Origin of the sequence: Micromonospora sp. NPDC005686 (assembly GCF_042871665.1) — a bacterium.
Classification (GTDB): domain Bacteria; phylum Actinomycetota; class Actinomycetes; order Mycobacteriales; family Micromonosporaceae; genus Micromonospora.
On record NZ_JBIAIY010000004.1, the window covers coordinates 16,482 to 41,442 of the forward strand.

Annotated in this window: 26 protein-coding genes, 2 tRNA genes and 1 other RNA gene; 17 read left to right on the forward strand and 12 right to left on the reverse strand. The window is 71.3% G+C overall.

The window, feature by feature from the left end; all coding sequences use genetic code 11:
• Positions 1 to 470: 470 nt before the first annotated feature.
• Together ACFYON_RS10505 and ACFYON_RS10510 are read left to right on the forward strand one after the other, a co-directional pair.
• On the forward strand, positions 471 to 1,094 hold the full coding sequence (locus ACFYON_RS10505; protein ID WP_355047299.1) for a DUF6230 family protein: 624 nt from the start codon (positions 471 to 473) through the stop codon (positions 1,092 to 1,094).
• Between the two features lie 77 nt (positions 1,095 to 1,171).
• Positions 1,172 to 2,719: a DUF6114 domain-containing protein gene (locus tag ACFYON_RS10510; RefSeq protein WP_355047298.1), complete on the forward strand. Its 1,548-nt coding sequence runs from the start codon at positions 1,172 to 1,174 to the stop codon at positions 2,717 to 2,719.
• 45 nt (positions 2,720 to 2,764) lie between these two features.
• Here the strand turns inward: ACFYON_RS10510 and ACFYON_RS10515 are convergent, their stop codons facing one another.
• Positions 2,765 to 4,435 carry a DUF885 domain-containing protein gene (locus ACFYON_RS10515; protein WP_355047297.1) on the reverse strand — a complete coding sequence of 557 codons (1,671 nt, stop codon included), beginning with the start codon at positions 4,433 to 4,435 and terminating at the stop codon, positions 2,765 to 2,767.
• A 73-nt stretch (positions 4,436 to 4,508) separates the two neighbouring features.
• Between ACFYON_RS10515 and ACFYON_RS10520 the strand changes: the two genes are divergently transcribed.
• Positions 4,509 to 5,483: a DMT family transporter gene (locus ACFYON_RS10520; protein WP_355047296.1), complete on the forward strand. Its 975-nt coding sequence runs from the start codon at positions 4,509 to 4,511 to the stop codon at positions 5,481 to 5,483.
• A gap of 3 nt (positions 5,484 to 5,486) precedes the next feature.
• Here the strand turns inward: ACFYON_RS10520 and ACFYON_RS10525 are convergent, their stop codons facing one another.
• A complete protein-coding gene (locus ACFYON_RS10525) occupies positions 5,487 to 6,557 on the reverse strand; it encodes a PHP domain-containing protein (protein WP_355047295.1) in 1,071 nt (356 codons plus the stop codon).
• Positions 6,558 to 6,605: 48 nt separating this feature from the next.
• Positions 6,606 to 7,346 (reverse strand): M23 family metallopeptidase, encoded by a 741-nt coding sequence (locus ACFYON_RS10530; RefSeq protein ID WP_355047294.1) that lies wholly within the window; start codon positions 7,344 to 7,346, stop codon positions 6,606 to 6,608.
• Between the two features lie 172 nt (positions 7,347 to 7,518).
• Here ACFYON_RS10530 and ACFYON_RS10535 point away from each other — a divergent pair, with 172 nt between their 5' ends.
• The 4 genes from ACFYON_RS10535 (at position 7,519) to ACFYON_RS10550 (ending at position 9,328) form a co-directional block, all read left to right on the forward strand.
• Entirely contained in the window at positions 7,519 to 7,815 is a 297-nt protein-coding gene (locus ACFYON_RS10535) for a hypothetical protein (RefSeq protein WP_355047293.1), read from the forward strand.
• 72 nt (positions 7,816 to 7,887) lie between these two features.
• On the forward strand, positions 7,888 to 8,058 hold the full coding sequence (locus ACFYON_RS10540; RefSeq protein WP_354869137.1) for a hypothetical protein: 171 nt from the start codon (positions 7,888 to 7,890) through the stop codon (positions 8,056 to 8,058).
• Between the two features lie 123 nt (positions 8,059 to 8,181).
• Complete coding sequence (locus tag ACFYON_RS10545; protein ID WP_355047292.1) at positions 8,182 to 8,706, forward strand: tRNA adenosine deaminase-associated protein; 525 nt, start codon at positions 8,182 to 8,184, stop codon at positions 8,704 to 8,706.
• A gap of 148 nt (positions 8,707 to 8,854) precedes the next feature.
• Entirely contained in the window at positions 8,855 to 9,328 is a 474-nt protein-coding gene (locus ACFYON_RS10550) for a nucleoside deaminase (protein ID WP_355047300.1), read from the forward strand.
• Between the two features lie 35 nt (positions 9,329 to 9,363).
• Here the strand turns inward: ACFYON_RS10550 and ACFYON_RS10555 are convergent, their stop codons facing one another.
• From ACFYON_RS10555 to deoD, 3 genes are all read right to left on the reverse strand, one after another.
• The gene (locus ACFYON_RS10555; protein ID WP_354869132.1) at positions 9,364 to 9,831 is read right to left on the reverse strand and encodes a thioesterase family protein; all 468 of its coding nucleotides are present in this window, start codon (positions 9,829 to 9,831) and stop codon (positions 9,364 to 9,366) included.
• Positions 9,828 to 10,466 carry a TetR/AcrR family transcriptional regulator gene (locus ACFYON_RS10560; protein WP_355047290.1) on the reverse strand — a complete coding sequence of 213 codons (639 nt, stop codon included), beginning with the start codon at positions 10,464 to 10,466 and terminating at the stop codon, positions 9,828 to 9,830. Before ACFYON_RS10560 ends, ACFYON_RS10555 begins: the two co-directional genes overlap by 4 nt.
• Before the next feature lie 112 nt (positions 10,467 to 10,578).
• Complete coding sequence (deoD, locus tag ACFYON_RS10565; protein WP_013289061.1) at positions 10,579 to 11,286, reverse strand: purine-nucleoside phosphorylase; 708 nt, start codon at positions 11,284 to 11,286, stop codon at positions 10,579 to 10,581.
• A 75-nt stretch (positions 11,287 to 11,361) separates the two neighbouring features.
• On the opposite strand from deoD, the gene ACFYON_RS10570 reads away from it, so the two are divergent.
• Together ACFYON_RS10570 and ACFYON_RS10575 are read left to right on the forward strand one after the other, a co-directional pair.
• Positions 11,362 to 11,448: transfer RNA gene (locus ACFYON_RS10570), tRNA-Ser, on the forward strand.
• A 258-nt stretch (positions 11,449 to 11,706) separates the two neighbouring features.
• Positions 11,707 to 12,735 (forward strand): hypothetical protein, encoded by a 1,029-nt coding sequence (locus tag ACFYON_RS10575; RefSeq protein WP_387189297.1) that lies wholly within the window; start codon positions 11,707 to 11,709, stop codon positions 12,733 to 12,735.
• Positions 12,736 to 12,759: 24 nt separating this feature from the next.
• On the opposite strand, the gene ACFYON_RS10580 is transcribed toward ACFYON_RS10575, so the two are convergent.
• A complete protein-coding gene (locus ACFYON_RS10580; protein ID WP_354869124.1) occupies positions 12,760 to 13,131 on the reverse strand; it encodes a hypothetical protein in 372 nt (123 codons plus the stop codon).
• 217 nt (positions 13,132 to 13,348) lie between these two features.
• Here ACFYON_RS10580 and ACFYON_RS10585 point away from each other — a divergent pair, with 217 nt between their 5' ends.
• Positions 13,349 to 13,996 carry a response regulator gene (locus ACFYON_RS10585; protein WP_354869122.1) on the forward strand — a complete coding sequence of 216 codons (648 nt, stop codon included), beginning with the start codon at positions 13,349 to 13,351 and terminating at the stop codon, positions 13,994 to 13,996.
• A gap of 83 nt (positions 13,997 to 14,079) precedes the next feature.
• Here the strand turns inward: ACFYON_RS10585 and ACFYON_RS10590 are convergent, their stop codons facing one another.
• From ACFYON_RS10590 to ACFYON_RS10605, 4 genes are read right to left on the reverse strand one after another with little or no spacing between them, the layout of a single operon-like run.
• Positions 14,080 to 14,601 (reverse strand): hypothetical protein, encoded by a 522-nt coding sequence (locus tag ACFYON_RS10590; protein ID WP_354869119.1) that lies wholly within the window; start codon positions 14,599 to 14,601, stop codon positions 14,080 to 14,082.
• Positions 14,598 to 15,212 (reverse strand): hypothetical protein, encoded by a 615-nt coding sequence (locus tag ACFYON_RS10595; protein ID WP_354869116.1) that lies wholly within the window; start codon positions 15,210 to 15,212, stop codon positions 14,598 to 14,600. The genes ACFYON_RS10590 and ACFYON_RS10595 overlap by 4 nt, the downstream gene beginning before the upstream one ends.
• 51 nt (positions 15,213 to 15,263) lie before the next feature.
• Positions 15,264 to 15,776: an NUDIX hydrolase gene (locus tag ACFYON_RS10600; protein WP_091425915.1), complete on the reverse strand. Its 513-nt coding sequence runs from the start codon at positions 15,774 to 15,776 to the stop codon at positions 15,264 to 15,266.
• A 21-nt stretch (positions 15,777 to 15,797) separates the two neighbouring features.
• Positions 15,798 to 16,823 carry a DNA-binding protein gene (locus ACFYON_RS10605; protein ID WP_354869113.1) on the reverse strand — a complete coding sequence of 342 codons (1,026 nt, stop codon included), beginning with the start codon at positions 16,821 to 16,823 and terminating at the stop codon, positions 15,798 to 15,800.
• A gap of 511 nt (positions 16,824 to 17,334) precedes the next feature.
• Between ACFYON_RS10605 and ACFYON_RS10610 the strand changes: the two genes are divergently transcribed.
• Together ACFYON_RS10610 and ACFYON_RS10615 are read left to right on the forward strand one after the other, a co-directional pair.
• The gene (locus ACFYON_RS10610) at positions 17,335 to 17,667 is read left to right on the forward strand and encodes a YciI family protein (protein WP_354869110.1); all 333 of its coding nucleotides are present in this window, start codon (positions 17,335 to 17,337) and stop codon (positions 17,665 to 17,667) included.
• Positions 17,664 to 18,884, forward strand: a complete 1,221-nt coding sequence (locus ACFYON_RS10615) for a DUF6596 domain-containing protein (RefSeq protein ID WP_354869107.1) — start codon at positions 17,664 to 17,666, stop codon at positions 18,882 to 18,884. The genes ACFYON_RS10610 and ACFYON_RS10615 overlap by 4 nt, the downstream gene beginning before the upstream one ends.
• A 63-nt stretch (positions 18,885 to 18,947) precedes the next feature.
• On the opposite strand, the gene ACFYON_RS10620 is transcribed toward ACFYON_RS10615, so the two are convergent.
• Positions 18,948 to 19,032 (reverse strand) — tRNA-Ser (locus ACFYON_RS10620).
• 81 nt (positions 19,033 to 19,113) lie between these two features.
• On the opposite strand from ACFYON_RS10620, the gene ffs reads away from it, so the two are divergent.
• The 5 genes from ffs (at position 19,114) to ACFYON_RS10645 (ending at position 24,868) form a co-directional block, all read left to right on the forward strand.
• An RNA gene (ffs, locus tag ACFYON_RS10625) (signal recognition particle sRNA small type) lies at positions 19,114 to 19,203 on the forward strand.
• 107 nt (positions 19,204 to 19,310) lie between these two features.
• On the forward strand, positions 19,311 to 21,950 hold the full coding sequence (locus tag ACFYON_RS10630; RefSeq protein WP_354869104.1) for a DNA polymerase III subunit gamma and tau: 2,640 nt from the start codon (positions 19,311 to 19,313) through the stop codon (positions 21,948 to 21,950).
• Positions 21,951 to 22,058: 108 nt separating this feature from the next.
• A complete protein-coding gene (locus tag ACFYON_RS10635) occupies positions 22,059 to 22,367 on the forward strand; it encodes a YbaB/EbfC family nucleoid-associated protein (protein ID WP_354869191.1) in 309 nt (102 codons plus the stop codon).
• An 8-nt stretch (positions 22,368 to 22,375) separates the two neighbouring features.
• The gene (gene recR, locus ACFYON_RS10640) at positions 22,376 to 22,969 is read left to right on the forward strand and encodes a recombination mediator RecR (RefSeq protein ID WP_354869101.1); all 594 of its coding nucleotides are present in this window, start codon (positions 22,376 to 22,378) and stop codon (positions 22,967 to 22,969) included.
• A 228-nt stretch (positions 22,970 to 23,197) separates the two neighbouring features.
• Positions 23,198 to 24,868, forward strand: a complete 1,671-nt coding sequence (locus tag ACFYON_RS10645) for an ABC transporter substrate-binding protein (protein ID WP_354869098.1) — start codon at positions 23,198 to 23,200, stop codon at positions 24,866 to 24,868.
• The last annotated feature ends 93 nt before the right edge of the window (positions 24,869 to 24,961 follow it).

Here is a 24,961-nt window from a genome sequence, read left to right on the forward strand (position 1 = left end):
CGCCGGCGGCCACGCCGGGGCGCCCCGCGGCGCCGCCGCCCCCGGGTTGCCCCCCCCCCGCGGGGGCGCCCCGCGCCCCCCCCCCCCCCGCCCGGGGGGGGGGGGGGGGCGGGGGCCCCCCCCACCCCTCCGTCGTGGAGGTCTCCCATGCGGGCGAAGCTACTTTACATTTGTTACTCGATTGTAACTGGCGGATGTCCGGTAACTTTCCGTCGCTTTCACCGTCATCTATGCCGGTTTTGCGGCGACATATCGCCCTCGACCCCCCGCCTGGGCTGGTATCTCGTGACGCCGGGTCACCTCACCGCCCCGCCCCCGTATTACCGCCCGGTAAGCGGGGGGTTGTGACCTACGCCCCATCGGGTGCACGATCAGGCTCGATCGTTACCCGTCGGTAACAGAGGGCGGGTCCAGCGCGTGCCACCGGTTCCCCCACCGGCCGCCGCGCACATTCGTTCGAGGAGGAACCCGTGCAGAATCGGCTCGACAACCAGGGTCGTACCCGGTGGCGGCGCTTCGCCGCCATGATCGTGCCCACCACGGCCGCCGCCGGTGCCATCCTGTTCGGCATGTCGACCGGCGCCATCGCCTCCGACATCACCGTGTCCGGGCAGACGTTCAAGATCGGTGCCGACCGCCTGGAGGGCGAGGGCTTCAAGCAGTACGGCGGCATCGTCCGCGAGAAGGGCGAGAACGGCAAGGCCGGCGCGACGCGCCCGGTCGCGATGGCCGAGATCAGCAGCGCCGAGCTGTACAAGCTCTGCCAGTCCGTCCGCGCCGACCTGCCCGGCCTGCCGGTGGTGCTCACCATCAACGCCGGTGACGGCAAGGAGCCGGCCCGGGCCAAGGACCTCGTGATCGCGATGGACTCGCTCGAGGGCGACGCGACCTTCACCAACATCCAGATCGGCCGCGACGCCAGCGACCTCAACCCGACGGCGCAGCGGGGCTCGTTCGGCCAGAACTCCGACCGGGTGACCATCCGTGAGCTGAAGCAGGTGTCCCGCTACACCACTTCCTCGACGTTCAACCTGGTCGGGCTCCGGCTCAAGGTCAACGTGGGTGACGACGCCAAGGGCAAGGAGTGCTTCTGAGCTGAGCACGGCCCGCGGTGGCGGACCACCGCGGGCCCGCCCCACCGTCCCCGTCCCCGCTCCGCCAGGAGGAGTACGTGACAATCGTCGACCCGTCCCACGCCCGGCCCGGCACCGCGGCCGGGGCGTGGCGGACCTTCCGCCGCTGGCAGCGGAGCCGGCCGTTCTGGGGTGGCCTGTTCGTCATCCTGGCCGGAGTGGAGATGCTCGTCTCCACCCGGCTGACCCTCAACGGCCTGAGCTTCAGCAGCGGGGCCACCGGCCTGCTCTCCCTGCTGATCCCGGCCATCCTGGTGACCTGCGGCGTGCTGCTCTGGCTCAGTCCGGCGCAGCGGCTGTTCTACTCGATCGTCGCCGCGGTCACCGCCGTCTACTCGCTGATCGGGCTCAACCTCGGCGGCTTCTTCCTCGGCCTGCTGTTCGGCATCGTGGGCAGCGCTCTCGCCTTCGCCTGGGTGCCGTCCCGTCCGGCTGCCCCCGGCGCGGAGGAGCCCGCCGCCGAGCCCGACGACGAGACCGACGACGAGCGCGCCGTCGAGGCCGACGCCGAACTCGACACCGTCGTGGCCGCGCAGCCGGTGGACGAGCCGCTCGCGGACGAGCGGCCGACAGTCGAGGTGCCGGCCGCAGTACGGCCGGCCGTCGAGCAGCCGACTGCCGAGTGGCCGGGCGGGGAGCGGCCGGTCCCTCGGCAGTCGGTGAACGGGAAGCCGGCCGGATCCGAAGGCGGCCCGCCGGAGTGGGCGGGTCGCTCGGCGGACCCGCGCACCTTCGGCATCGTCCTCGTGGTGCTCGGCCTCGCCACCGCCGGCCTGGCCGTACAGCCGAGGGCGGTGCAGGCCGCCCCGAGCAAGCCCGCCGCGAGCGCCTGCCCGTCGAAGCCTGCCACGCCGGCGCCCGGCGCGAGCGCACCCACCGCGACGCCCACCCCGTCGCCGAGCGCGAGCCCGACGCGGGACGGCAACATCATCACCGACTTCTTCGACGGGATCGGCGACCTGTTCCGAGGCGGCAGCAAGAAGAGCGCGACGCCCTCGCCCACACCGGCCGCCGACAAGTCGGCGGCGCCGACGAGCAAGCCGGCGACCCGGCCCGGATCGACCGAGTGCCCGGCGCCGGGCAAGCCGGGCAAGGCGGAACCGGCCAAGCCCGGCAAGGTGGAACCGGGCAAGCCGCTGCCGCGTATCGCCGCCGACCCGAGCCTGCCGAAGGTGGGCCAGCAGCCGTCGAAGCTCACCGGCTCCAAGGTGGCCATGACCGGGCTGCGGTTCGAGGGGATCACCGACCTCCAGACCGAGCAGGGCGCGCTCAAGGTGCTGAAGTTCAGCATGAAGGAGGCGGTGACCGACGACTTCCTGCTGGTCGCCGACGGTCCACGCGGTCGCACCCAGCAGTACGTGACCCCTCAGCTCGTCGTCCGCGACGACGTCGCGTTCTACTGCACCCGGTTCGTCGGCAAGCTCGCCGGCATCAAGCTGACGCTGACCCCGGACCTGCCGTTCCCGGACGGGCTGCCGGTCACGCTGCCCTTCAAGGTGACGTTCACCGACCCGGTCATCGACCTGGCGTACGTCACCAGCAACACGTTGACCGGCGAGCCGCTGCGGTTGACCCTCGGCGCGTAGGGCGACGGGTGCCGGCGGACGCACCGCCGGCACCCGGACCACTGCTCAGATCCGGGCCAGCGCCTTGCGCAGCGGGTCGAGCCCCAGCGAACCCAGGTCGAGCGCCTGGCGGTGGAACTCCTTGAGGTCGAAGTCGGCGCCCTTGCGGGCCTTCGCGTCCTCCCGGGCCTGCAACCAGATCCGTTCGCCCACCTTGTACGACGGGGCCTGCCCGGGCCAGCCCAGGTAGCGGTTCAGCTCGAAGCGCAGGTTCTCGTCCGGCACCCGGCAGTGCGCCCGCATGAACTCCCAGCCCAGCTCCGGCGTCCATCGCTCGCCCGGGTGGAAGCCGAACGGGTTGTCCTTCGGGATCTCCAGCTCCAGGTGCATGCCGATGTCCACGATGACCCGGGCCGCGCGCAGCGCCTGCCCGTCGAGCATGCCGAGCCGGTCACCGGGGTCGGCGAGGTAGCCCAGCTCGTCCATCAGCCGCTCGGAGTAGAGCGCCCAGCCCTCGCCGTGCCCGGAGACCCAGCACAGCAGCCGCTGCCAGCGGTTGAGCAGGTCGGCCCGGACGGCCGTCTGGGCGACCTGGAGGTGGTGACCCGGCACGCCCTCGTGGTAGACGGTGGTCACCTCGCGCCAGGTGGAGAAGTCGGTGATGCCCTGCGGCACCGCCCACCACATCCGCCCCGGCCGGGAGAAGTCCTCGCTCGGTCCGGTGTAGTAGATCGCTCCGTCGCTCGTCGGCGCGAGGCAGCACTCGATCCGGCGGGCCTGTTCGGGGATGTCGAAGTGGGTGCCGTTCAGGTCGCTGATCGCCTGGTCGGCGAGCACCTGCATCCAGTCCCGGAACGCCTCCTTGCCGCGTACCGTCCGCGCCGGGTCGGCGTCGAGCGTGCGTACCGCGTCGTCGACCGAGGCGCCCGGCCCGGCGATCCGCGCGGCCACCGCCCGCATCTCGGCCTCCAGCCGGGCCAGCTCCGCGAAGCCCCAGGCGTACGTCTCGTCCAGATCGACAGTCGCGCCGAGGAAGTACTGCGAGGCCAGTTCGTAGCGTTCCCGTCCGGCGGCCTGCTTCTCCCGGCCCACCGGCGCCAGCTCGGTACGCAGGAACTGCCCGAACTCGGCGGTGGCAGCGGTCGCGGCGGCGGCGCCCTTGCGCAGCTCCGCGCCGAGCGCGCCGTCGGCGTCGAGCCGCTCGACCAGCCCGTGGAAGAAGTTGTCGCCCTCCGGGTCGACCCACACGTCGCACTGCTTGGCGACCTCGACGAGCTGCACCTGCGAGCTGACCCGCCCCGCGGCGGCGGCCTCGCGCAGCGTGCGCTTGTAACCGTCCAGCGCGGACGCGAACCGGTTGAGCCGGGCGGCCACGTCGGCCTTCGCCTCCTCGCCGTCGGTGGGCATGAGGTCGAAGACCATCCGGATCTCGTGCAGACCACTGGAGATCACGTTGACCTCGCTGCCGGTCTCGCCCGCTTCGTAGCGGGCCAGCTCCAGGCCGAGGCGCTCCTGCATGGCCTCCCTGGCGGTCCGCTCCGGCTCGGTCTCCGGCTCGGTCGCGTCGAGTTCGCCGAGCGTCCGGCGGGCCAGCTCGGCGCGCGCCGCGTAGCCCTCGGGCGACAGGTCGTCGAGTTGGTGGTCGTAGCCGGCGATGCCGACGTAGGTGGCGCCGGTCGGGTTCAGCGGGGCCCATTCGGCCACGTACCGGTTGGCGAGGTCATCGATTCGTCCCACGAGGCGACCCTACGTGACCGCGCATCCGGAATATCGCGCGACTTCGTCGTACCCCTGCGGCAGAGTGTCAGGGGTGAACGTCGAGATCACTCCTGACCGGGCGCCGGCGCGGGCCTGGTTGCCCGGCTTCGTCGCGCTCGCCGCCATCTGGGGTTCCAGTTTCCTGTTCATCAAGGTCGGCGTGACCGAGCTGCACCCCGTGCACCTCACCCTCTACCGGGTGGCCATCGGCGCGCTGACGCTGCTCGTGGTGCTTGCCGTGCTGCGCGACCGGCTGCCCCGCGACAGTGGCGTCTGGGCGCACATGCTCGTGGTGGCCGCGTTCGGCGTCACTGTGCCGTTCACCCTGTTCGGCTACGGCGAGCAGCGGGTCGAGTCGATGCTCGCCGGCATCTGGAACGCCACCACGCCGCTGATCGTGCTGCCGCTGGCGGTGCTGGTGTTCCGCACCGAGCGGCTGACCGCCCGGCGTTGCGTCGGGCTGGGGCTGGGCTTCGCCGGCGTGCTCGTGGTGCTCGGCGTCTGGGAGGGCGTGGGCGGCGCCCACTTCGTCGGCCAGCTCATGTGCTTCGGCGCGGCGGCCTGCTACGGGTTCGTGATTCCGTACCAGAAGAAGTTCGTCGCGGGCAGCGCGTACTCCGGGCTGTCGCTGTCGGCGGCCCAGTTGCTGGTGGCTACCGCGCAGCTCGCGCTGGTCGCGCCGTTCGTCGGGACGCCGTCGTCGCCGGCCGGCCTCTCCCCGCGCGTGATCGCGAGCGTGCTGGCGCTCGGCGCGCTCGGCACCGGGCTCGCCTTCGTGATCAACATGCGCAACATCCGGCTGGCCGGGGCGAGCACGGCGTCCACGGTGACGTACCTGATCCCGGTGTTCGCGGTGCTCGTCGGCGCGGTGGTGCTCGGTGAGCGGATGAACTGGCACCAGCCGGTGGGTGCGCTCGTGGTGCTGGCGGGCGTGGCGGTCGCGCAGGGGCTCTTCGGGCGGCGTCGTCCACACCCGGAGGCGACAGCACCCGCCGTCCCCGCCGTCGAACCGGCCGCCCGGGGCTGACGCTCAGCTACGGCCGGCCGTCCACTTCACCAGCCGGTCGGCCGTCCAGGTGTTCACCACCCGCTTCGCCGGCACCCCGCACAGCGCCGCCCGCTCGCAGCCGAAACGCTGCCAGTCGAGCTGACCCGGGGCGTGCGCGTCGGTGTCGATGGCGAACCGGCATCCGGCCTCCAGCGCGAGGCGGATCAGCCGTTTCGGCGGGTCCTGCCGCTCCGGCCGCGAGTTGATCTCGACGGCCACGTCGTGTTCGGCGCACGCGGCGAAGACGGCGTCCGCGTCGAACTCGCTCTCCTTGCGGGTACGCGCCCGGTGCCCCCGGTCGCCCGGCCCGGTCACCCCGGCGGGCCGCGAGGAGACCATCCGGCCGGTGCAGTGACCGAGGATGTCCAGGTGCGGGTTCGCGATCGCGGTCAGCATCCGGCGGGTCATCTTCGCCCGGTCGTCGTTCAGGCCGCTGTGCACCGAGCCGACCACCACGTCGAGGCGGGCCAGCAGATCCTCGTCCTGGTCCAGCGAGCCGTCGGCGAGGATGTCCACCTCGATGCCGGTGAGGAGCCGGAAGCCCTTCGGCAGCGCCTCGTTGACGGCGCCGACGTGGTCGAGCTGCTTGCGCAGCCGCTCCGCGGTCAGGCCCCGGGCCACGGTGAGCCGGGGCGAGTGATCGGTGAGCACCATGTACTCATGGCCCAGCTCGACCGCAGCCAGCGCCATCTCCTCGATCGGTGAGCCGCCGTCGGACCAGTCCGAGTGGGTGTGGCAGTCGCCGCGCAGCGCGTCCCGCAGCTTCGCCGCAGCCTCGTCCAGGTCGGTGCCCTCGGTCGCCAGCAGCCGGCGCAGATAGACCGGTTCGTCGCCGGCCAGCGACTCGGCCACGCAGCGGGCGGTGACGTCACCGACGCCGGACAGCTCGGTCAGCTTGCCGGTGCGCGCCCGCTCGGCCACCTCGGCGGCGGGCAGCGCGCCGAGCGTCTTCGCCGCCGACCGGAACGCGCGTACCCGGTACGTGGCCTCGTTCGCCCGTTCCAGCAGGAACGCGATCCGGCGCAGATCGGCGATGGGATCCCGGGCAGTCATGTCCTGGAACCTACGCGCTCACGCCGCCCGCCGGGTGACAGCGCACCGTCAGCCGCCGCGGGTGGACCGGCCGGGCGAGGCCGGGCAGCCGTGCTTGCGCTGCCAGGCGGTGATCTCGGCGACCGGCGATCGGTTGCCGCCCTTGCGCCAGGAGTTCAGGTACGGCGCCGGCCAGACCACGCCCCGGCGGATCCACCAGTCGTCGGCGCCGGTGCACTTCGGGGAGAGCCCGAAGTGCAGGTGGCAGACGTTGTTGGCGTTGCCCGTACGGCCCACCTCGCCGAGCTGCTGCCCGGCGCGCACCCGTACCCCGGCGTCGACACCGGCGGTGACCGCGCTCAGGTGCGAGCCGTAGTAGCGCACGCCGTCGTCGCCGAGCAGCGACACGGAGAGCCCGCCGTTGTTCGGGCCCAACGGTCCGCGTCTGTCGAACCGGTCGACGCGGCTCACCTCAAGCACCACGCCGTCGGTGACCGCCACCACCGCTTCCCCGCAGTCCGCGAACACGTCGGTGCCCGGGTAGCCGCCGTGCGTCGGGTGGTAGTCGACGTTGCCGGCCCGTACCGGGAAGACCCGCTTCACGTCCGCGCGGGCCGGCGACGGCGGGGAAACGGTCGGCGGGGCCGGGCTCGCCGGGTCGGCCGGCTGCGCGGCGGTCGCCGGCGGGCTCGGTTCCTGCCACCTCTCGGCGCGCCCGGCGGGGGTGCCGCACCCGGCGGCGAGCGCCGCCACGAGCAGCACCACCGGGTACGCCGGCAGCGTGCGGCGTCCGATCGATGGCGAGCGCATCCGGTCATCCTGACAGACCACTACCGTAGGGACGAATGCCGAACGCGGGACGGACGGTCCGGGAGAGGGGGCGGCGGTGACGAACGGGTGGCACGGCGGACCAGAGGGGACCGGTCCCGGGGCGTTCCCGCCACCGCGTACGCCCTCGGGGTTGTTTCCGTCGAGCACGTCGATGCGGCCCAGCTACCGCGAGCCGCACCCGGTCACCGGCACCGGCGTCGCGGTCGGCGCGCTCGTCGCGTTCGCCTGGTTGCTGCTGTTCGGGCTGGTCGGCAGCGGCGTGGCCGGCTACGTCTGGTGGACGCTGCTGGCCGGTGGCCTGGCGTGGGTGGCCGCCGCGGTGCTGGTCCGCCACGGCGACCGGGGGGTGGCGACGGGCGTGGCCATCGTCACCGCGGGTGGCTGGAGCATCGCCGCGGCGATAGTCGCGACCCGGTGGGCGCAGACCGGGAACTGGCCGCTCTGGTGACCTTCGGTGCCGATCTCGCTGCGTAGCGAAGGCCACCTTGACGTACGCGCGAGGACGGTCCACCCTCGCGGTATGGCCTGGACCACAACGCCGCGGCTCGACCCCGATCGGAGCCGCCGTCGCATGCAACTCCTCGCCGAGTTGGCCGGTGCCCGGGCGGTACAGCAGCGCCAGCGGCCGCAGCGGGCCCGCACCGAGCGGCTGCGCCAACTCATCGCCACCCGTCGGCGCGTCGTCGGCTGACCGGCTTTCTCTCTCAGAACGGGCCGGTTCATCCGGGGCGTTGACCGCTCGCCCGCCGACCCGACCGGTTAACGTGCATCGCGTGACGTGTCGGCGTGCTGCCGAGCCAATTTTGGGGGGACCGTGTCGTACTTCGCTGCTGCCGTGGCGCGCGTCGACGGCGGCTGGACCGCCGGTGAGGTGAGCCTGCGGGGCGTCACCGACATCGAGGAGGTTGCCGACCGGCTGCGCGACGTCGAGCCGGACGCCGACCTCTCGCTGCTGTTCGTCGAGGCCGACGACACGTACCTGGTCGTCATGCGCCTGGACGAGGGGGAGGACCTGCGGGTCTTCGGCTCGGACTCGGCGTACGCGGAGGAGTCCCGGCTGGGTGCGCTGCTCGTCGGCGACCTGAAGACCTCGGTGACCGGGCTGGAGGAGGTCGACGAGCCGCGCGCCTCCGGCGGCGACGACGAGACCGAACAGCCCGCTGTGGACCCGGAGGCCGACCCGGTGGGCGACGCGGATCTCCTCGCCGACCTGGGCATCACGGCGCAGAAGCTGCTGGCGCTCTGTGCGCACGAGGGCTCCATGCCGGCCGACGTGACTTCCGAGATCTGCCAGGTCCTGGGCTGTGTGGACGAGGTCGAGGAGCTGCGTGAGGTCTGAGCCCGGACAGTCCCTGACGCCCGGCGCCGCCGAACCGGCCGACGTGACCGATCCGGCGCTGGCGACCGTACGCCCGGGGCAGCCCACCCCCGGCCGGGCCGGGCGCGCCGGTCCCGGCCCGGACGAGGCGCTCGCCGACCCGGGTGCGATCGGCCGCCGGCAGCGGCACGAGCTCTGGATGCGCCGGGCCCTCGAGGTGGCGGTGACCGGCCCGGACGGCCCGACGGCCGACCGCGACGCCGAGGACGTGCCGGTGGGCGCGGTGCTCTACGGACCCGACGGCGCCGAACTGGCGGTCGGGCGCAACGAGCGGGAGCTGACCGGCGACCCGACCGCGCACGCCGAGGTGCTGGCGTTGCGCCGGGCCGCGCGGCGGCTGGGCCGCTGGCGGCTGGACGACTGCACGCTCGTGGTCACGCTGGAACCGTGCACCATGTGCGCCGGGGCGATCGCGCTGGCCCGCGTCTCGACGGTGGTGTTCGGCGCCTGGGAACCCAAGACGGGCGCCGTCGGGTCGCTCTGGGACGTGTTGCGCGACCGCCGCGTCACGCACCGCCCCGAGGTGTACGGCGGCGTGCTGGAACGCGAGAGCGCGGCGTTGCTGCGCGCGTTCTTCCGCTGAGGGGTCCCTGTTCCAGGCTTTGGCCGCCCCGGTTCTCAGGCTTCGGCCGGCGCCTGGCGCAGCAACGTCGCGGCGATCCCGCGGCCGACCTCGGTCCAGGCGGTCGGGCGCAGCGTGGCCGGGTCCAGCCGGACGATCGACCGGGTGCCGGTGGCGTGCACTGTGGCGCCGTCGGTCGAGCGGAACTCGAACGCGTAGCGGGCACTGCTGGTGCCGAAGTGTTCGAGCCAGAAGTGCACAGCCACAGTGCCGACGCCGACGACCGGGGCCCGGTAGCTGATGGTGAACTCGCGGACCGCGTGGAACACGTCGGGGGTGGCGTGCACGTCGCCCCGGAAGGCGACGCCGCGCTCCGCCCAGTAGGGCGTCAGCGCGCGTTCCAGCAGCACGGCGTACCGGGCGTTGTGGAGGATGCCCATCGCGTCCAGGTCGTCGAAGTGCACCGGCACGTGCGCGACGTGCCCGAACTCGGCGACCGGCCGGTCGACTGCGGCGTGGCTCATGACTGGCCTTCCGGTAGCAGGGCCGGATCCGGGCAGAGTGCCCGCAACCGGTTCAGCAGGCCCTGGCGGGCGTGCCGGTAGGAGGCGTCCGGGTCGAGCAGCCGGGACCGCATGACCGCGCTGATCCCCAGTGCGTCGATCTCGTACGCGAGCAGTGGCACGTCCAGGTCGGCGGGGAGTTCGCCGAGGTCGACCGCCTCCTGGACGAGGCGTTCGAGGAGCGCGGTCCACCTGCCGAACGCCTCGGCGAGCCGGTCCCGGACCGGGCCGGGCCGGGCGTTGTACTCGAACTCGGTGTTGGCGAAGAAGCAGCCGCCGGGCAGCACCCGGGCGGCGTAGAAGTCGATGCGGGCCTCGTGCAGCGCGTGCAGCCGGCGTACGCCCCGGGGAGCCCCCAGGGCGGGCGCGAGGATCCGCTCCCGCCACTGCGTGACGGCCCGGTCGACGGTGGCGAGTTGCAGCGCCTCCTTGGAGCGCCAGTGCGCGAACAGCCCGGACTTGCTCACCCCCAGCCGGTCGGCGAGCTGGGCCAGGGACAGGCCGTGCAGGCCGACCTCGGTGGCCAGCGCCACGGCGGCGTCCAGCACCGCGGTGCGGGTGCGGTCGCCACGGGCGACGCGGCCGTCGGAGGTCATGCGGGCAGCGTAGCGAAAACAAGCACGACCGGTCGTATTTATTTTCGTGACGTGGGTAACGCGAACCGCCCCGCCACCTTGCGGCGACAGGGCGGTCCAGGATCGATCAGGGTCAGGCGATGATGGTGTCCAGCGCGATCTCGACCATCTGGCCGAACGTCTGCTCACGCTCCTGCGACGTGGTCTTCTCACCGGTCTTGATGTGGTCGCTGACGGTCAGGATGGTCAGCGCGCGAGCCTTGAAGCGCGCGGCGATCGTGTAGAGCGCCGCCGACTCCATCTCCACCGCCAGCACGCCGTAGTCGGCGAGCCTGTCGTACAGGTCCGGCCGGTCCGTGTAGAAGGCGTCCGCCGCCAGGATCGGCCCCACCCGCATGCTGATGCCGCGCCGCTCGGCCACCTCGACCGAGGTACGCAGCAGCCCGAAGTCGGCCACCGGGGCGTAGTCGATCAGCCCGTCGAAGCGCATCCGGTTCATGTTCGAGTCGGTCGACGACCCGATCGCCGCCACCACGTCCCGCAGCTGCAGATCCTCGGTCAGGGCCCCGCAGGAGCCGACCCGGATCAGCGACTTCACGCCGTACTCGTTGACCAGCTCGTGGGCGTAGATCGAGGCGGACGGCATGCCCATGCCGGAACCCTGGACGGACACGTCAACGCCGTTCCACCGGCCGGTGAAGCCCAGCATGCCGCGCACGGTCGTGTAGCAGCGGGCCCCCTCCAGGTAGGTCTCCGCGATCCACTTGGCCCGCAGCGGGTCGCCCGGCATCAGGACCCGCTCGGCGATCTCTCCCGGCTCAGCGCCGATGTGCGTACTCATGGCAAAGATCCTGCCAGGCCGGGCGGAGGGATACCGGTTCGGCGTCCAGACCGGTGGTCCTGTACCCTCGTCGGCGGTGGCGTGTCCGAGTGGCCTAAGGAGCACGCCTCGAAAGCGTGTGAGGGTTTACGCCCTCCGCGGGTTCAAATCCCGCCGCCACCGCTCGTGAACAGCGAGAACGCCCGGTCGATCCGCAGGGATCGGCCGGGCGTTCCGCTTCTGGTCGTGCCCTCTTGCTCGCTCTTCAGGAGCTGTAGGCCGAAGGGCGCATCCCTGCTCGGGCAGGCCCAGCACCTGGCTGCTGCGGCGATCGTCCGGGCGGAGCTGAATACTCGACCCCGGCCCGCCCTAGGTATCCGGGCTCGTGTATCTGCGTGATCCGCGGGTTAGTGTCAGCGTCCACCCGAGGGAGGAATCGCTGTGGTTTTCACACCTGCACAACCATCGGCACCCGCCGGACCGGTCACGTCCCGTTCCGGCAATTTCCTTCGGCCGCACCTGTTCTGGGAGGCGGTGCTGCTGGCGCTGACCGTCGTCGCCGCGGTGGTGTGGTACTCCCAAGACGGGTCGCGGCTGTCGCCGCTGGTGTTCAACATCGCCTCCGGTGGCCTGCTGGCGACCGCTTTCGCGCTGTCGCTGCGCACCGCCACGCCCAACCTCGCGGTCGTCGGCGTCGCGGCCCTCGCCGGTCTGACGTACGCGGAGGTGCTCGACACCGGCACCCCGGTCTTCGTCGCGGCGGTCGCCGCGATCGCCGCCGCGGCGCTCGTCGGTCTCGGGATGGGCCTGGTCGCCGGGCTGCTGCAGGCGCCCGGGTGGGCGGTGTCGCTGGGCGGGCTGGCGCTGACGCAGGGCATGCTGCTCGCCGCCATCGGCAGCGGCGGTCCACAGCGGCTCGCGAGGGAAGGTTGGATCCGGTCCGACGGTGCCGCGGCCGGCTGGTTGGTGCTGTTTCTCCTGCTGTCGATCGGCGGCGCGGTGGTGTGGTCGATTCCGGCGGTGCGGCGGGCGCTGAGCGGCAACCGGGTCGTCGCCGGGGAGCCGCCGTCGCCTTTCGGCGCACGGCTGCTGGGCGCGGTTGTCGGCCTGGGCGGTTCCAGCCTGATCGCGGGCGCGGGCGGAGTCCTGCTGGTCGGCGGGATCGGCGCCACAACCCTGTCGGCCGATATCGGCCAGCTGGCGTTCGTGGCCGGCGCCGTCCTGCTCGGCGGCGTGAGCGTGGCCGGCGGGCGGGGCGGCTTCGCGGGCACCGTGCTGGGGGTCGCCCTGCTGAGCCTGGTGCAGATGACCATCCTCCTCGCGAATGGCCCCCGGTGGCTGTCGACGGTCGTCTTCGCGCTGGCGGTCCTCGTCGGCCTGGGCGTCAGCCGGGCGCTGGAGGCCCTGCAACCGGCACTGCCCGCGAGCGTGCCGGGCGCCGGGCCGGCTGAGCCGTCGCGGAAGTACTGACCGCTGTCAGCTCGGCCGGCGTTCTCACTGCCGGGTGTCGTCGGCGGGTACCGGCGACGAGCACTGCCGACGTGGTCGCGGATCGATGAGCTGAGCGAGGCTGTTCTCCCGGTGACGCTGCTGGGGACCAGCGGTCTCAACTGTGGTCTCATTCGCTGCAGTACAGGATCGTTCACGGCAGTCCTGCAGGTAGTCGAACCGCTGATCATGTCCGCCGTTGAACCTGTCGGGACGCGCGATCACCTCCTTGGCCAGGTCGTCGATGATCCATCGCAGCGCCGAGACGGCGTTGGAGTGCCGCAGGTAGCGAGGATTTTGGTTCGACTTGGGTTCGCACTGCAGCCGCATTCGCCGAAGATCCTCGATCATCTGCTGGAGTCGCTCCTCCGGAGTCATGGCTGAAGCCTGCCTGTTCGGTGCCAGGTTTGATAGGTGTGGCTCCGGACGACCCGTCTGAGGCGGCGGCACGAAGTGCGATCTAAAGATGATCTGGCGGCGACCGGAATGAGTCGGCAATCCGCTACGCCTCTTCTTATGGGGTTTCAGGCATCGACGGAACTCGGCGGCGAACGCTACCCTTCGATGGGCTTGTTCAGGGGTGGATGGAGAGTGGATGTCTCAAGCCATTGCCGTTGAGTTGATCAAAGCCGTACCTACGCTGCTCTGGGTCACCTTCGCCGCGCTGGTCTACCTTTCTCTTCGGAGCGCGATCATTCCGCAGATCGGTCGCCTTCACAGCGTGAAGACGCCAGTGATCGAGTTCGGCTTCGCCGAGAAGTTGCTGGTCGAAGCGGCTGCCCGATCCGAAGCAAGCGCGCCGCCCTCGGTCAGTGAGCAGCGCGCCGCCGTCTCCCGGCTGCAACATGCGGCCGAGATGCTGAAAGGTGGCCAGATTCTCTGGGTGGATGACAACCCGGAATGGAACTTGCCGCTGATGCAACTCTTTCGGCGACTCGGCATGACGGTCGACACATCGCGTTCCACGGACGGGGCGATCTCCAAACTCCGGAGTCGTCAATACGACTTGATCATCAGTGATATGCGGCGGGATACGGAACAGCCGGCGCAGAGTGCGGGAATCACCCTGCTCGACGCACTTGATCGTCAAGGGGTCAGAAGCCCGGTGATCATCGCCGCGGCGAACTTCGACCCCCGGATCGGCGTGCATCCTGGGATCTTCGCCTACACCAACGCCGTCGACGACATCGTCCACTACGTCATCGACATCATGGAGCGCATCAAGTTTGGGACCGACTTCTGACCCGTGGTTCAGTCGGGCCCGCCCGCAGCGCTCAGGTCAACAGCATGGTTCCCTCGCCTGTCGCCGCTGGTGCCGATAGACGATCAGCAGGGGCCGTAGCCCTCGTCGAAGAGGCGGCGGGCCCAGTCCGCGTACCCGGCGATGATCTCCCGGACGGTGACCCCGTCGTGCAGGAACAGGTAGGCGCGGTCGCCGTCGCGGGCGAGCAGCCCGGCGAAGCGGTGACTGCCGGGCGGCGCCGGCAGGTCGACGGCGCCGGGGTACGCGGCGCGGGCCGTGCCGACCGGTGAGCCGGCGCTGATGCCCTCGGGCGTGCTCATCGGGTCGTCGAGCCAGAGCAGGACGAGCCGGTCGTCGACGAAGATCGGGCTGACCGAACCGTGCCCGACGAGTGCGGGCCCGCAGGCCGCCTCGTCGGCGCGCAACACGCCGCGCCGGGTCAGGTCCGCCTCGCTGTCGCCGAACTCGGCGTTGCGCAGTCCGTCCAGGCTGACCACCTGAGCGGCACCGACCGGGCGGGTGGGCCACTGTGGATGAACGCCGCTGCCGGCTGCGGACGCGGCAGCAAGCAGTGCGGCGATAAAGCCGAATTGTCGTAGTTTCATGCAATCCCCCAGTCACCAACGGGACCGGTGCGATGAGGTTGCTGGTGCTGATCGGATTGGCGCAGTTCCCAGTCCTCGGCCAGCTCGTCCCAGTAATCGGCGGACAGTCCGCGGCGGCCGTGCGCCAGCCAGCCGTCCGTGTCGCGTTCCAGGTGCAGGCCCAGCTCGGCGAACGGGTCGATCCACGCGCCCGGCTCCGCGCCCAGCCGGGCCAGCGCGGTGTTGATCGGCCACTCGGTGCGCGGCCGGTCCAGCGCGGCGTCGTACCGTGGGCCCCAGCTCACCTCTCCGCCCAGCCAGACCACCGCTGACTGGTGGCCCAGGCCGCCCGCGAACTCCGCTTCCAGGTACGCCACCGGGCCGCTCCTCGACCAGCGGGCCAGCGCCTCCGCCAGTGGCGGCGAGAGCACCAGCCGGAACGGGCGCTCGGCGTGGGGCTCGTCGACGGCGTAGTCCGGCAGGCCACCTGTCAGTTCCTGCACCAGTTGCGGGGTGACAGGCAGCAGCGCGAAGTCCTGGCGGAGCGCGGCGAGCACCGCGTGGTCCAGGTCGGCGGTCTGCTCGCGCAGCAGCTCGACGTCGGCGACCACGGCGCTGAGCTGGTAACTCATCCGGTCCTCTCGGCGTCCACAGGCTGTGGATGGAACATGTGTACGACGGTCTCAGATGGTTCCGTTGGTCAGGTACCTCGGGCGTCCGTCGCTCAGCGCGGCCACCGCGTGACGCAGCCGATGCCAAACGTACGGGCGAAGCAGCGCCTGCGCATCATCGAGCGCAACGAATCGTGCGTCGGCCAGTTCGCCGTCAGCCGGTTTCAACAGCTCGGCGGGAGGCAGTGCGCCGCCGTCGAAGATGAACATCAAGCTGTCGTCCCAAGGGCCGTGCGGTGCCACCCAGTCCACGACCAGCAACGGCCCGACGCGCAGTTCGAGACCCAACTCCTCGCGTACCTCCCGCTCGGCGGCCAGGTGCGGCGGCTCGTTCGCCTCCGCCATGCCGCCCGGCAGGTCCCAGTCCGGCTTGTAGCGCGGATCTACCAACAGGATGTCGCCGTCACCGTTGCGCAGCAGTACGTCGGCCCCCACCCGCTTCCGGGGCTGCCGCGCGTTGCCCTCGGCGAGGTGGATCTGCCAGGCTGCCGGATCTCGCTCGTACAGGGGACGCTCGTCGGCCATACCGACGATTGTCAGCCGTCCTCACTTCGTCGGCAGCGGCAGCGCCACCCATCTCCGCTCCCGGACGGTGTCGCGAAGCCGGTCCAGAAGCTGTGGCACGTCCGGGCACCGGACGGCATGCGACCGCAGGAGCAGTGCGAGATGTCTGAGCTGGTCGAGGACGACAGCCGATCCCAGACCGTGGGTGAGTTCGACGGTCTGGTGCGTCAGGTCGCACGCCTCCTCGATCCGGGCCTGCCCGACGAGCGCAGTGGCCAGGAGCATCCGCGCGAGCGCCTGACTCCGCACCCGGCCGCCCGGCCGCTCGGCGACGTTGCCGTTGAGGATGCGAAGAGCGGCCGTGACGTCACCGAGGCGAAGCAGGCAGCGCGCCGACTCGATATCGAACGAGGTGCGGTCGAATGGACTCAGCCATTCCGTGGGTGCAGGTGCCGCCTCCGCGAAGGCGGACTCAGCCCGCTGAAGGGAAGAGTGGCAGTCGGCGGTGAGACCCGCCGCGGCGAGGCCGCGTGCCTGCAAGGCGAGAAGACGGGCGCGTATCAGAGCGCCGGCCTCCTCTTGAGCGACGGCCCCGAGCCCGTCGCTGGCATGTGAGATCGCGGCCTCCGCGTTTCCACCGTGGCAGGCGAGGTGGCTCAGGCTTCCGTGCACCTGCGCCACCAGCAGCGCATCTCTGCTGTCGACGGCGAGCGCCAAGGCATCAAGGAAGTGCCGTCTACTCGTCGTGCTGTCCCCGGAATCGTGTGCCATCCAACCGGCCATCTCGTGCAGGACGGCGGCCGCCATGAGCACTTGCGGGGGCATGGCAGGAGGACGACCTGTCGGCCTGGAGAAGGTGACGAGGTGTGCCCGCACGGTGCTGTAGAGGTTCTTGCCGCCGACTTGACGATCTGCGGACCGGAGTGCGCGGATCAGGTGAGGACCCACCTCCACGGCATCGACCGGCACCGGGGTGTCACCTGGTGCGGGCGGCAGTCGGAACCACAAGGTGTGCGCGGGTATCCGCAGCACGCGGGCCCAATGCGCCAGTCGGTCGAGGTGCACCACCGCTGGTCCGTTCTCGATGCGGCTCAGTTGCGCCTGCGTAATCCCGAACCAGCCGGCGACAGTGGTTTGGGGCAGCGGCTGTCGCCCGTGATAGGGATGGTGACGGTAGGCGCGGACAACGCGACCGAGGTGCCGATCCGCAAGCGCATGGCGAAGCGGTTCATGGGACCAGAAGCTGGGTGGAACGTCGGGAGCAGCGACGATGCGGTCCCGCTCCGCTCGTTGACAGGGAGCGCACCGTCCCGAGCCGTTGTCGGCAGCCAGGTTGGCGCCGCAACGCGCACACCTGTCTGGCCTCGATGCCGCGATCACTCACTTATTCAACCTGCTCAGTGACTGTCGGTTATACATGCAACGCATAACCGGCCATGACTAGGACGAGGGCTTTGACGTGCCACGTACGAGAATTGGGTGATCGACCTCGTCGGAGGCTGTCGGATCGGGGTGGCGGCGTTCGTAGCCGGGGTGACGGCAGCCCGGGCGGCGGCCGACCAGAGTGAAAGAGGAACCGATGGCGCAGTACCTGATCTCCGTACTCGACGACACGACCGGCTCGGCCACCGACGCGGAGATGGCCGCGATCGGTGAGTTCAACGAGCGGCTGCGAGCCGACGGCCACTGGGTCTTCGCCGGTGGCCTCGCGTCGCCCGAGACGGCCACGGTCGTCGACGCGCGGGACGGTGGCCCGGTGCTCACCGACGGGCCCTACCTGGAGACGAAGGAATACGTCGGAGGGTTCTGGATCATCGAGGCGCCGGACTTCGACGTGGCGCTCCCGCTCGCCGCACTGGCGTCGCAGCGGTGCAACAGGCGGGTCGAGTTGCGGCCGTTCCTGGGCGCGTGACCGACGTCGGCGAGGTGCTCACCCGGGTGCACCGTGAGGAGTGGGCCCGGGTGGTCGCCACGATCGCCCGGCGCATCGGCGACCTCGACGTGGCGGAGGAGATGGCAGCCGAGGCGTTCGCCGCCGCCGTCGAGCGGTGGTCGGCCGACGGCGTACCGCCGAACCCCGGCGCGTGGCTCACCACCACCGCGTACCGGCGGGCCGTCGACCGGATCCGGCGCGAGAGCCGGCGGGAGGACAAGCACCGGGAGGCGCTGATGCTGGCCGACGTCCCGGAACCGCTTGGTGTCATCGACGACGACCGGCTCCGCCTGATCTTCACCTGCTGCCACCCGGCGCTGGCCATGGAGGCGCGGGTGGCGCTGACGCTGCGCCTGGTCGGCGGGCTCACCGTGCCGGAGATCGCGCGGGCGTACCTGGTCCAGGAAGCCGCTATGAGCAGGCGGATCACGCGGGCCAAGACGAAGATCAAGGCGGCCGGGATCCCGTACCGGGTGCCGTCCCGCGATGACCTGCCGGCCCGGGTATCCGGCGTGCTCGCCGTGCTCTACCTGATCTTCAACGAGGGCTACCTCGCGTCCGATCCCGGCAAGGAGGCGGTCCGCGCCGACCTGACCGGCGAGGCGATCCGGCTCACCCGGCTGGTCCGTACGCTCATGCCCGACGACCACGAGGCCACCGGACTCCTGGCGCTGATGCTGCTCACCGAGGCCCGCCGTCCCGCCCGGGTGTCCGCGACCGGCGAACTCGTCGTCCTCGCCGAGCAGGACCGCGGCGCCTGGGACCGCGACCTCATCGCCGAGGGTCACGCCCTGGTCCGCGCGTGCATCGCCGCCGGCCGGCCGCCGGGCCGCTACCAGATCCTCGCCGCGGTCAACGCCGTCCACACCGACGCCCACGACGCGCGGGACACCGACTGGGCGCAGGTCGCCGCGCTCTACGACCATTTGGTACGCGTCGACCCGTCGCCGATCGTGCGGCTCAACCGGGCTGTGGCGGTCGCCGAACTGGACGGGCCGCAGGTCGCGCTGGCCGAGGTGGACGGGTTGCCGCTGGACGGCTATCACGCGTACCACGCGACGCGCGCCGAGTTGTTGCGCCGGATGGGGCGGGGTGGGGAGGCGCGTGAGGCGTACGAGCGGGCGATCGAGCTGGCCGGGAACAGCGCGGAGACGGCGTACCTGAAGCGGCGGCGGGACCAGTTGGGCGGCCGGTGAGTCTCGCCGCGCAGTACGACTCAGGGCCGGTCCCGTGCGGGAGCCGACCCTGTCGTCTGCGAGCGGAGGATACGAGATTCGAACTCGTGAGGGTGTAAACCCAACACGCTTTCCAAGCGTGCGCCCTAGGCCTCTAGGCGAATCCTCCGCGAGCCAGGATACAGGTCCCGCGGCGGCGGGCCACCCCACCCTCCCGGAAGATCCACAACCCTTCGGGTAGGCTTGGCGTCACCTCCCGTGCGGCGGTATCTCGTGAACCTCCCCAGGGCCGGAAGGCAGCAAGGATAAGCGAGCTCTGCCGGGTGCACGGGAGGCCTTTCTGTCTCCCGGGCCGGGTAACGTCGCTGCGGGTCGGGTCACGGGGTGGTGGGTGGTCACCCGGGGCCGACCGGCGCAGAATGGCTCGGTCGAGAGGAGGCGGGACGGGTGGCACTGGCCCTTTACCGCAAGTACCGGCCGCGGACGTTCGCCGAGATGATCGGCCAGGAGCAGGTCACCGAGCCGTTGTCGCAGGCGCTGCGCAGCGGACGGCTGAATCACGCCTACCTCTTCTCCGGTCCGCGGGGCTGCGGCAAGACCTCCAGCGCCCGGATCCTGGCCCGTTCGCTCAACTGCGAACAGGGCCCCACCCCCGAGCCGTGCGGGCAGTGTGACTCGTGCCGCGGGCTGGCTCCCGACGGCGGCGGTTCGATCGACGTCATCGAGATCGACGCGGCCAGCCACGGTGGTGTCGACGACGCCCGTGAGCTGCGCGAGAAGGCGTTCTTCGCGCCGGCCCGCAGCCGCTTCAAGATCTACATCATCGACGAGGCGCACATGGTCTCGTCGGCCGGCTTCAACGCCCTGCTCAAGCTGGTCGAGGAGCCCCCGGAGTACGTCAAGTTCATCTTCGCCACCACCGAGCCGGAGAAGGTCCTCGGCACGATCAAGTCGCGGACCCACCACTACCCGTTCCGGCTGTTCCCGCCGAAGGTGGTCCGCCCCTATCTGGAGCAGCTCTGCGAGGCGGAAGGCGTCAAGGTCGAGCCGGCGGTCTTCCCGCTGGTGGTGCGCGCCGGCGGGGGCAGCATGCGGGACAGCCTCTCCGTGCTCGACCAGCTCATCGCCGGCGCCGGACCTGACGGCGTCGGCTACGCCAAGGCCGCCGCGCTGCTCGGTGTCACCGACGCCGCGCTGATCGACGAGATGTGTGACGCGCTCGCCGCCGGTGACGGCGCCGCCGCGTACGCCACCGTCGACCGGGTCGCCGAGGCCGGGCACGACTCGCGCCGCTTCGCCTCCGACCTGCTGGAGCGCCTCCGCGACCTGATCGTCCTGCAGCAGGTGCCGGACGCCGCGGCCAAGGGCCTCATCGACGGCCCGGCCGACCAGATCGAGCGGATGGCCGCCCAGGCGCAGCAGCTCGGCCAGGCCACCCTGTCCCGCTGCGCGGACATCGTGCACAACGGCCTGGTCGAGATGCGCGGCACCACCGCGCCCCGACTGCTGCTGGAGCTGATCTGCGCCCGGATGCTCCTGCCCGGCGCGGACGACTCCTCCGGCGGCCTGCTCCAGCGCCTGGAACGCATGGAACGCCGGCTGACGCTCGGGGGCGCCGAGCTGCCGCCGGCCGCCGCCGACTCCGCGCACCCCACGCAGACCCAGGGGGTACGCCCCGCGGCTCCCGCCCCGGGCGCGGCTGCCGCCGTGACGGAGCCGGGAGGCGGCCCGGAGGCCGGTTCCGCTGCCCCGGCCGCTCCCGAGCGAGCCACCGTCAACCCGGTCGCTTCCGGCCCGGCTCCTGTCGCCTCGGACGCTCCCGCTGCTGCCCGACGCCCGGTACCGCCGTCCGCGGTGATGCCCGACCCGGCCACGCCCGAGCCGCCCCGCCCCGGCGCGGCGAATCCCGGCGCGCTCGACGCGGTCGCTGTACGCCGGGTCTGGTCCGAGGTGGTCGGCAAGGTCAACCGGAGCAACAAGCGGATCGCCGCGCTGATGCGTGACGCGGTGGTACGCGACCTGGACGGCGACACGCTCGTGCTGACCGTGAAGTCGACGGTGCTGGCGAAGATGATGGCCGACCACGCGGCCGTGCTGACCGACGCGCTCTACGAGGAGCTGGGCGGTCGCTGGCAGATCCGCTGCGAGGTGGCGGGGGAGCGCGGCGCGGCCACGCTCGGTGGCCCGTCCCGCCCGTCCGGAGCGGGCCGCGCGCAGGCCGACGCCGCACCTGCCCGCAACGCGTCCGACAGCGCCCCGGCCCGCCCGGCACCCGGTCCGCCCGGCCCGGCGTCCGACACCGCGCCCGCCCGCCAGCCCATCTCCGGCGCGGCTCACGTGCGCCCCGATTCCGGCGCCGCTCCGGCCTTCCCCCCGCCGGTCGCAGCCGACGCGGGTCCGGGCCGAGCCGCCGGCGATCCAGCTACCGGAAGCCAGGCCGGGAGGCCGGCGGGCCGGTCCGGTGCGGGTTCGGCCGACGCCTCGTACCGACCGGCGACGGCCGCTGCGGTCGAGCAGGTCGGCGAGGAGGACTGGCCGGAACCGGCCCGCCTCGGAGGCGCGGCGACCGGCACGGCCTCGACAGCCGGTACCGCCTCGGCGAGCACCGGCGACGGGGAGGACTGGCCGGCGGCGGCTCGTCCGGGCGGGGGCACGGCGACCGCCACCGCGCCTGTCGTCGTACCCAAGCCTGCCGCACCTGCGGCGGCGCCGGCACCCGCCGGTGGGCCGCGATCCGCGGGTGGTGGGGCGAAGAACAGCGCTATCGCGGCGGCGCGTGCGGCCGCGGCGGCGGCCGCTGCGGGCGGTGGTCCCGGCAAGGGGCCGCGCGCCGCGCAGCCGTCGCGGAAGACGGCCGATGCCGAGTGGGCGGGCGAGCCGCCCTACGACCCGGACTTCGACGGCCCGGTGCGGGGCGGTGGCGCGCCGGCGGCGGCACCTGCCTACGAGGGTTTCGATCCGGGCGACGAGCCGCTTGACGAGGTGATCGACGAGCGGACGGCGCGGCAGTCGAGCGAGGAGCAGGCGGTGCAGCTGCTGCGTGAGACGTTCGGGGCGGAGAAGATCGACGAGGTGGACGCGCGCTGAGCGCGCGCCGACCGCGAGGAAGCGGCGCCGTGGCCCGACTAGGCTGGGCGCGGCCGAGCAGTCGAGTGGAAGAAGGAGCGGTCCGTGCGCCCAGGTGGACAGCCGAACATGCAGCAGATGCTGAAGCAGGCGCAGAAGATGCAGCAGCAGATCGCCAAGGCCCAGGCCGAGCTGGCCGAGGCGGAGCTGACCGGCACCGCCGGCGGCGGCCTGGTCACCGCGACGGTCGCCGGTACCGGTGAGCTGAAGGCGATCAAGATCGACCCGAAGGCGGTCGACCCGGAGGACGTCGAGACGCTCGAGGACCTGGTCGTCGCGGCCGTGCACAACGCCGCCGAGGCGGCCCGCGAGCTGACCGAGAAGAAGATGGGCCCGCTCGCGGGCGGCATGGGCGGCCTCGGCCTGTCCGGGTTCTGAGCCGGCAGATGTACGAGGGTGCCATCCAGGATCTGATCGACGAGCTGGGCCGGCTGCCGGGCGTGGGCCCGAAGAGTGCCCAGCGGATCGCGTTCCACGTGCTGTCGGCGGATCCGGCCGACGTCAACCGTCTGGCCGGCGCGCTGCGCAAGGTCAAGGACCTGGTCCGGTTCTGCACGACCTGCTACAACGTGGCGGAGTCGGAGCAGTGCCGGATCTGCCGCGACCCACGGCGCGGCGACGAGGTGCTCTGTGTGGTCGAGGAGCCGAAGGACGTGGTGGCGATCGAGCGGACCGGCGAGTTCCGCGGGCGCTACCACGTGCTCGGCGGCGCGATCAATCCGCTGGAGGGCATCGGGCCGGACAACCTGCGGATCCGTGAGCTGATGACCCGCCTCGGCAGCGGGACGGTCCGCGAGCTGATCCTCGCCACCGACCCGAACACCGAGGGCGAGGCGACCGCTACCTACCTGGCGCTGATGGTCAAGCCGATGGGGATCGCGGTGACTCGGCTCGCGAGTGGACTGCCGGTCGGCGGCGACCTGGAGTACGCCGACGAGATCACGCTGGGCCGGGCCTTCGAGGGGCGCCGGGCGGTCTGAACCCGGCCCGGTGGTGTGCGGCGTGCCCACCACCGGGCCCGGGGCGGGCCGCGCCGACGGCAACATTCCTCGATACCGCGCCGCAAGCCGTGAGAATCTCTCAGAAGGTGTCGGCTTGATAGCGATTGCCCTTCGCCCGTTCCTCTTCTGTGTGACATGCCATAACCTCCCGCTCACGGACTGAGTCACAGCTCGGGCGTGAACACATGCGCATGACAGAGGTGAGAGATGCAGGCGAGCAGGCTGAAAACGGCCGTGGCCCTCGCGGCCGTGGCCGCCCTGGCGGTCGGTGCGTCCGGCTGCGCCAAGAGCGACCGCGAAGAGGGCGGTGGTGACGCCAAGACCGGCGGCACCTTCGTCTTCGCCGGTGCCGGGGACCCGAAGAACTTCGACCCGATCTTCAACGACGACGGTGAAACCTTCCGGCCGATCCGCCAGATGTACGACACCCTCGTGCAGAACAAGCCCGGCACCGCCGATCTGCAGGGTGCCCTGGCGGAGAGCTGGGAGCACGACCCGGAGGGCAAGGTCTGGACCTTCAAGCTCCGCAAGGGGGTGAAGTTCCACGACGGCACCGACTTCAACGCCGCTGCGGTCTGCTTCAACTTCGACCGCTGGTTCAACATGAAGGGCGCCGCCGCCCAGTCGCAGATGATCTACTACTCGGACGTCTTCGGCGGTTTTGCCAAGAACGAGGCCGAGGGCGCCGGAGACCCGGTCTACAACAAGTGCGAGGCGAAGGACGACGGCACCGCCGTCGTCACGTTGAACAAGTACAAGGGTGCCTTCCCCGGTGCCTTCGCGCTCACCGCGCTCTCGATCGCCAGCCCTGACGCGCTGAAGAAGTACGACGCCGACACGGTCAAGCAGAACGGCGACTCCTTCGAGTACAGCGCGTTCGCCAACGAGCACCCGGTCGGCACCGGCCCGTTCAAGTTCGTGGGCTGGGACAAGAGCAAGGGTGAGGTCACCCTGGAGCGCAACGCCGACTACTGGGGCGAGAAGGCCAAGGTCGACAAGCTGATCATCAAGATCATCAAGGACGAGAACACCCGCAAGCAGGAACTGAGGGCGGGCACCGTCCAGGGCATCGACTTCCCGGCCCCGGCCGACCGCAAGGCGCTGGCCGGTGAGGGCTTCCAGGTCCTCGACCGCCCGGCGTTCAACATTCTCTACCTCGGCTTCAACCAGAAGAACCCGAAGCTGAAGGACCTGCGGGTGCGGCAGGCGATCGCCTACGCCCTCAACCGTCAGCAGCTCGTCCAGACCAAGGGCCCGGGTGGCACCAAGGTCGCCGACGAGTTCATGCCGGAGAGCGTGCTCGGCTACGCGCCGGACGTGCAGAAGTACGACTACAACCCGGAGAAGGCCAAGCAGCTGCTCAAGGAGGCCGGCGCGGAGAAGTTGACGCTCAACTTCTACTACCCGACCGACGTGTCCCGGCCGTACATGCCGAACCCGCAGGAGATCTTCACCGTCCTCGCCAACGACCTGAAGGCCGTCGGCATCACGGTCAACGGTGTGGCTCGCCCGTGGAACGGTGGCTACAAGGACGACGTGCAGCAGTTCGGCAAGCACGACCTGCACCTGCTCGGCTGGACCGGTGACTACAACGACCCGGGCAACTTCGTCGGCACGTTCTTCGGCCGCGCGAAGGTCGAGTTCGGCGCCGCGGGCATGACCGAGATGTTCGACGCCATCGCCAAGGCCGACGGCACGGTCGACGAGAACGCCAAGAAGGCGGCCTGGGAGCAGGTCAACCGCGACGTCGCCGCCAAGTGGCTGCCGGCCGTGCCGGTCTGGCACGCCCCGCCGGCCATCGTGGTCACCAAGGACGTCAAGGGTCTCGTCGCCAGCCCGCTGACCGACGAGCGGTTCAACACCGTCAGCGTCGGCTGACGCGACATCCACCGCTGACGTTATACGCGGAATCGGCCCGGGCCGGGCGCTCGCTCCCGGCCCGGGCCGACCCGCTGTTCAACCAAGAATCTG

What these genes read in the sequence shown, in the direction of transcription:
- ACFYON_RS10595 (WP_354869116.1), bottom strand. Translation starts at nt 15,212, where the DNA reads ATGAGTTACCAGCTCAGCGCCGTGGTCGCCGACGTCGAGCTGCTGCGC.
- ACFYON_RS10645 (WP_354869098.1), top strand. Translation starts at nt 23,198, where the DNA reads ATGCAGGCGAGCAGGCTGAAAACGGCCGTGGCCCTCGCGGCCGTGGCC.
- ACFYON_RS10585 (WP_354869122.1), top strand. Translation starts at nt 13,349, where the DNA reads ATGTCTCAAGCCATTGCCGTTGAGTTGATCAAAGCCGTACCTACGCTG.
- ACFYON_RS10600 (WP_091425915.1), bottom strand. Translation starts at nt 15,776, where the DNA reads ATGGCCGACGAGCGTCCCCTGTACGAGCGAGATCCGGCAGCCTGGCAG.
- ACFYON_RS10635 (WP_354869191.1), top strand. Translation starts at nt 22,059, where the DNA reads ATGCAGCAGATGCTGAAGCAGGCGCAGAAGATGCAGCAGCAGATCGCC.
- ACFYON_RS10540 (WP_354869137.1), top strand. Translation starts at nt 7,888, where the DNA reads ATGGCCTGGACCACAACGCCGCGGCTCGACCCCGATCGGAGCCGCCGT.
- recR (WP_354869101.1), top strand. Translation starts at nt 22,376, where the DNA reads ATGTACGAGGGTGCCATCCAGGATCTGATCGACGAGCTGGGCCGGCTG.
- ACFYON_RS10555 (WP_354869132.1), bottom strand. Translation starts at nt 9,831, where the DNA reads ATGAGCCACGCCGCAGTCGACCGGCCGGTCGCCGAGTTCGGGCACGTC.
- ACFYON_RS10530 (WP_355047294.1), bottom strand. Translation starts at nt 7,346, where the DNA reads ATGCGCTCGCCATCGATCGGACGCCGCACGCTGCCGGCGTACCCGGTG.
- deoD (WP_013289061.1), bottom strand. Translation starts at nt 11,286, where the DNA reads ATGAGTACGCACATCGGCGCTGAGCCGGGAGAGATCGCCGAGCGGGTC.
- ACFYON_RS10590 (WP_354869119.1), bottom strand. Translation starts at nt 14,601, where the DNA reads ATGAAACTACGACAATTCGGCTTTATCGCCGCACTGCTTGCTGCCGCG.
- ACFYON_RS10560 (WP_355047290.1), bottom strand. Translation starts at nt 10,466, where the DNA reads ATGACCTCCGACGGCCGCGTCGCCCGTGGCGACCGCACCCGCACCGCG.
- ACFYON_RS10610 (WP_354869110.1), top strand. Translation starts at nt 17,335, where the DNA reads ATGGCGCAGTACCTGATCTCCGTACTCGACGACACGACCGGCTCGGCC.
- ACFYON_RS10580 (WP_354869124.1), bottom strand. Translation starts at nt 13,131, where the DNA reads ATGACTCCGGAGGAGCGACTCCAGCAGATGATCGAGGATCTTCGGCGA.
- ACFYON_RS10535 (WP_355047293.1), top strand. Translation starts at nt 7,519, where the DNA reads ATGCGGCCCAGCTACCGCGAGCCGCACCCGGTCACCGGCACCGGCGTC.
- ACFYON_RS10525 (WP_355047295.1), bottom strand. Translation starts at nt 6,557, where the DNA reads ATGACTGCCCGGGATCCCATCGCCGATCTGCGCCGGATCGCGTTCCTG.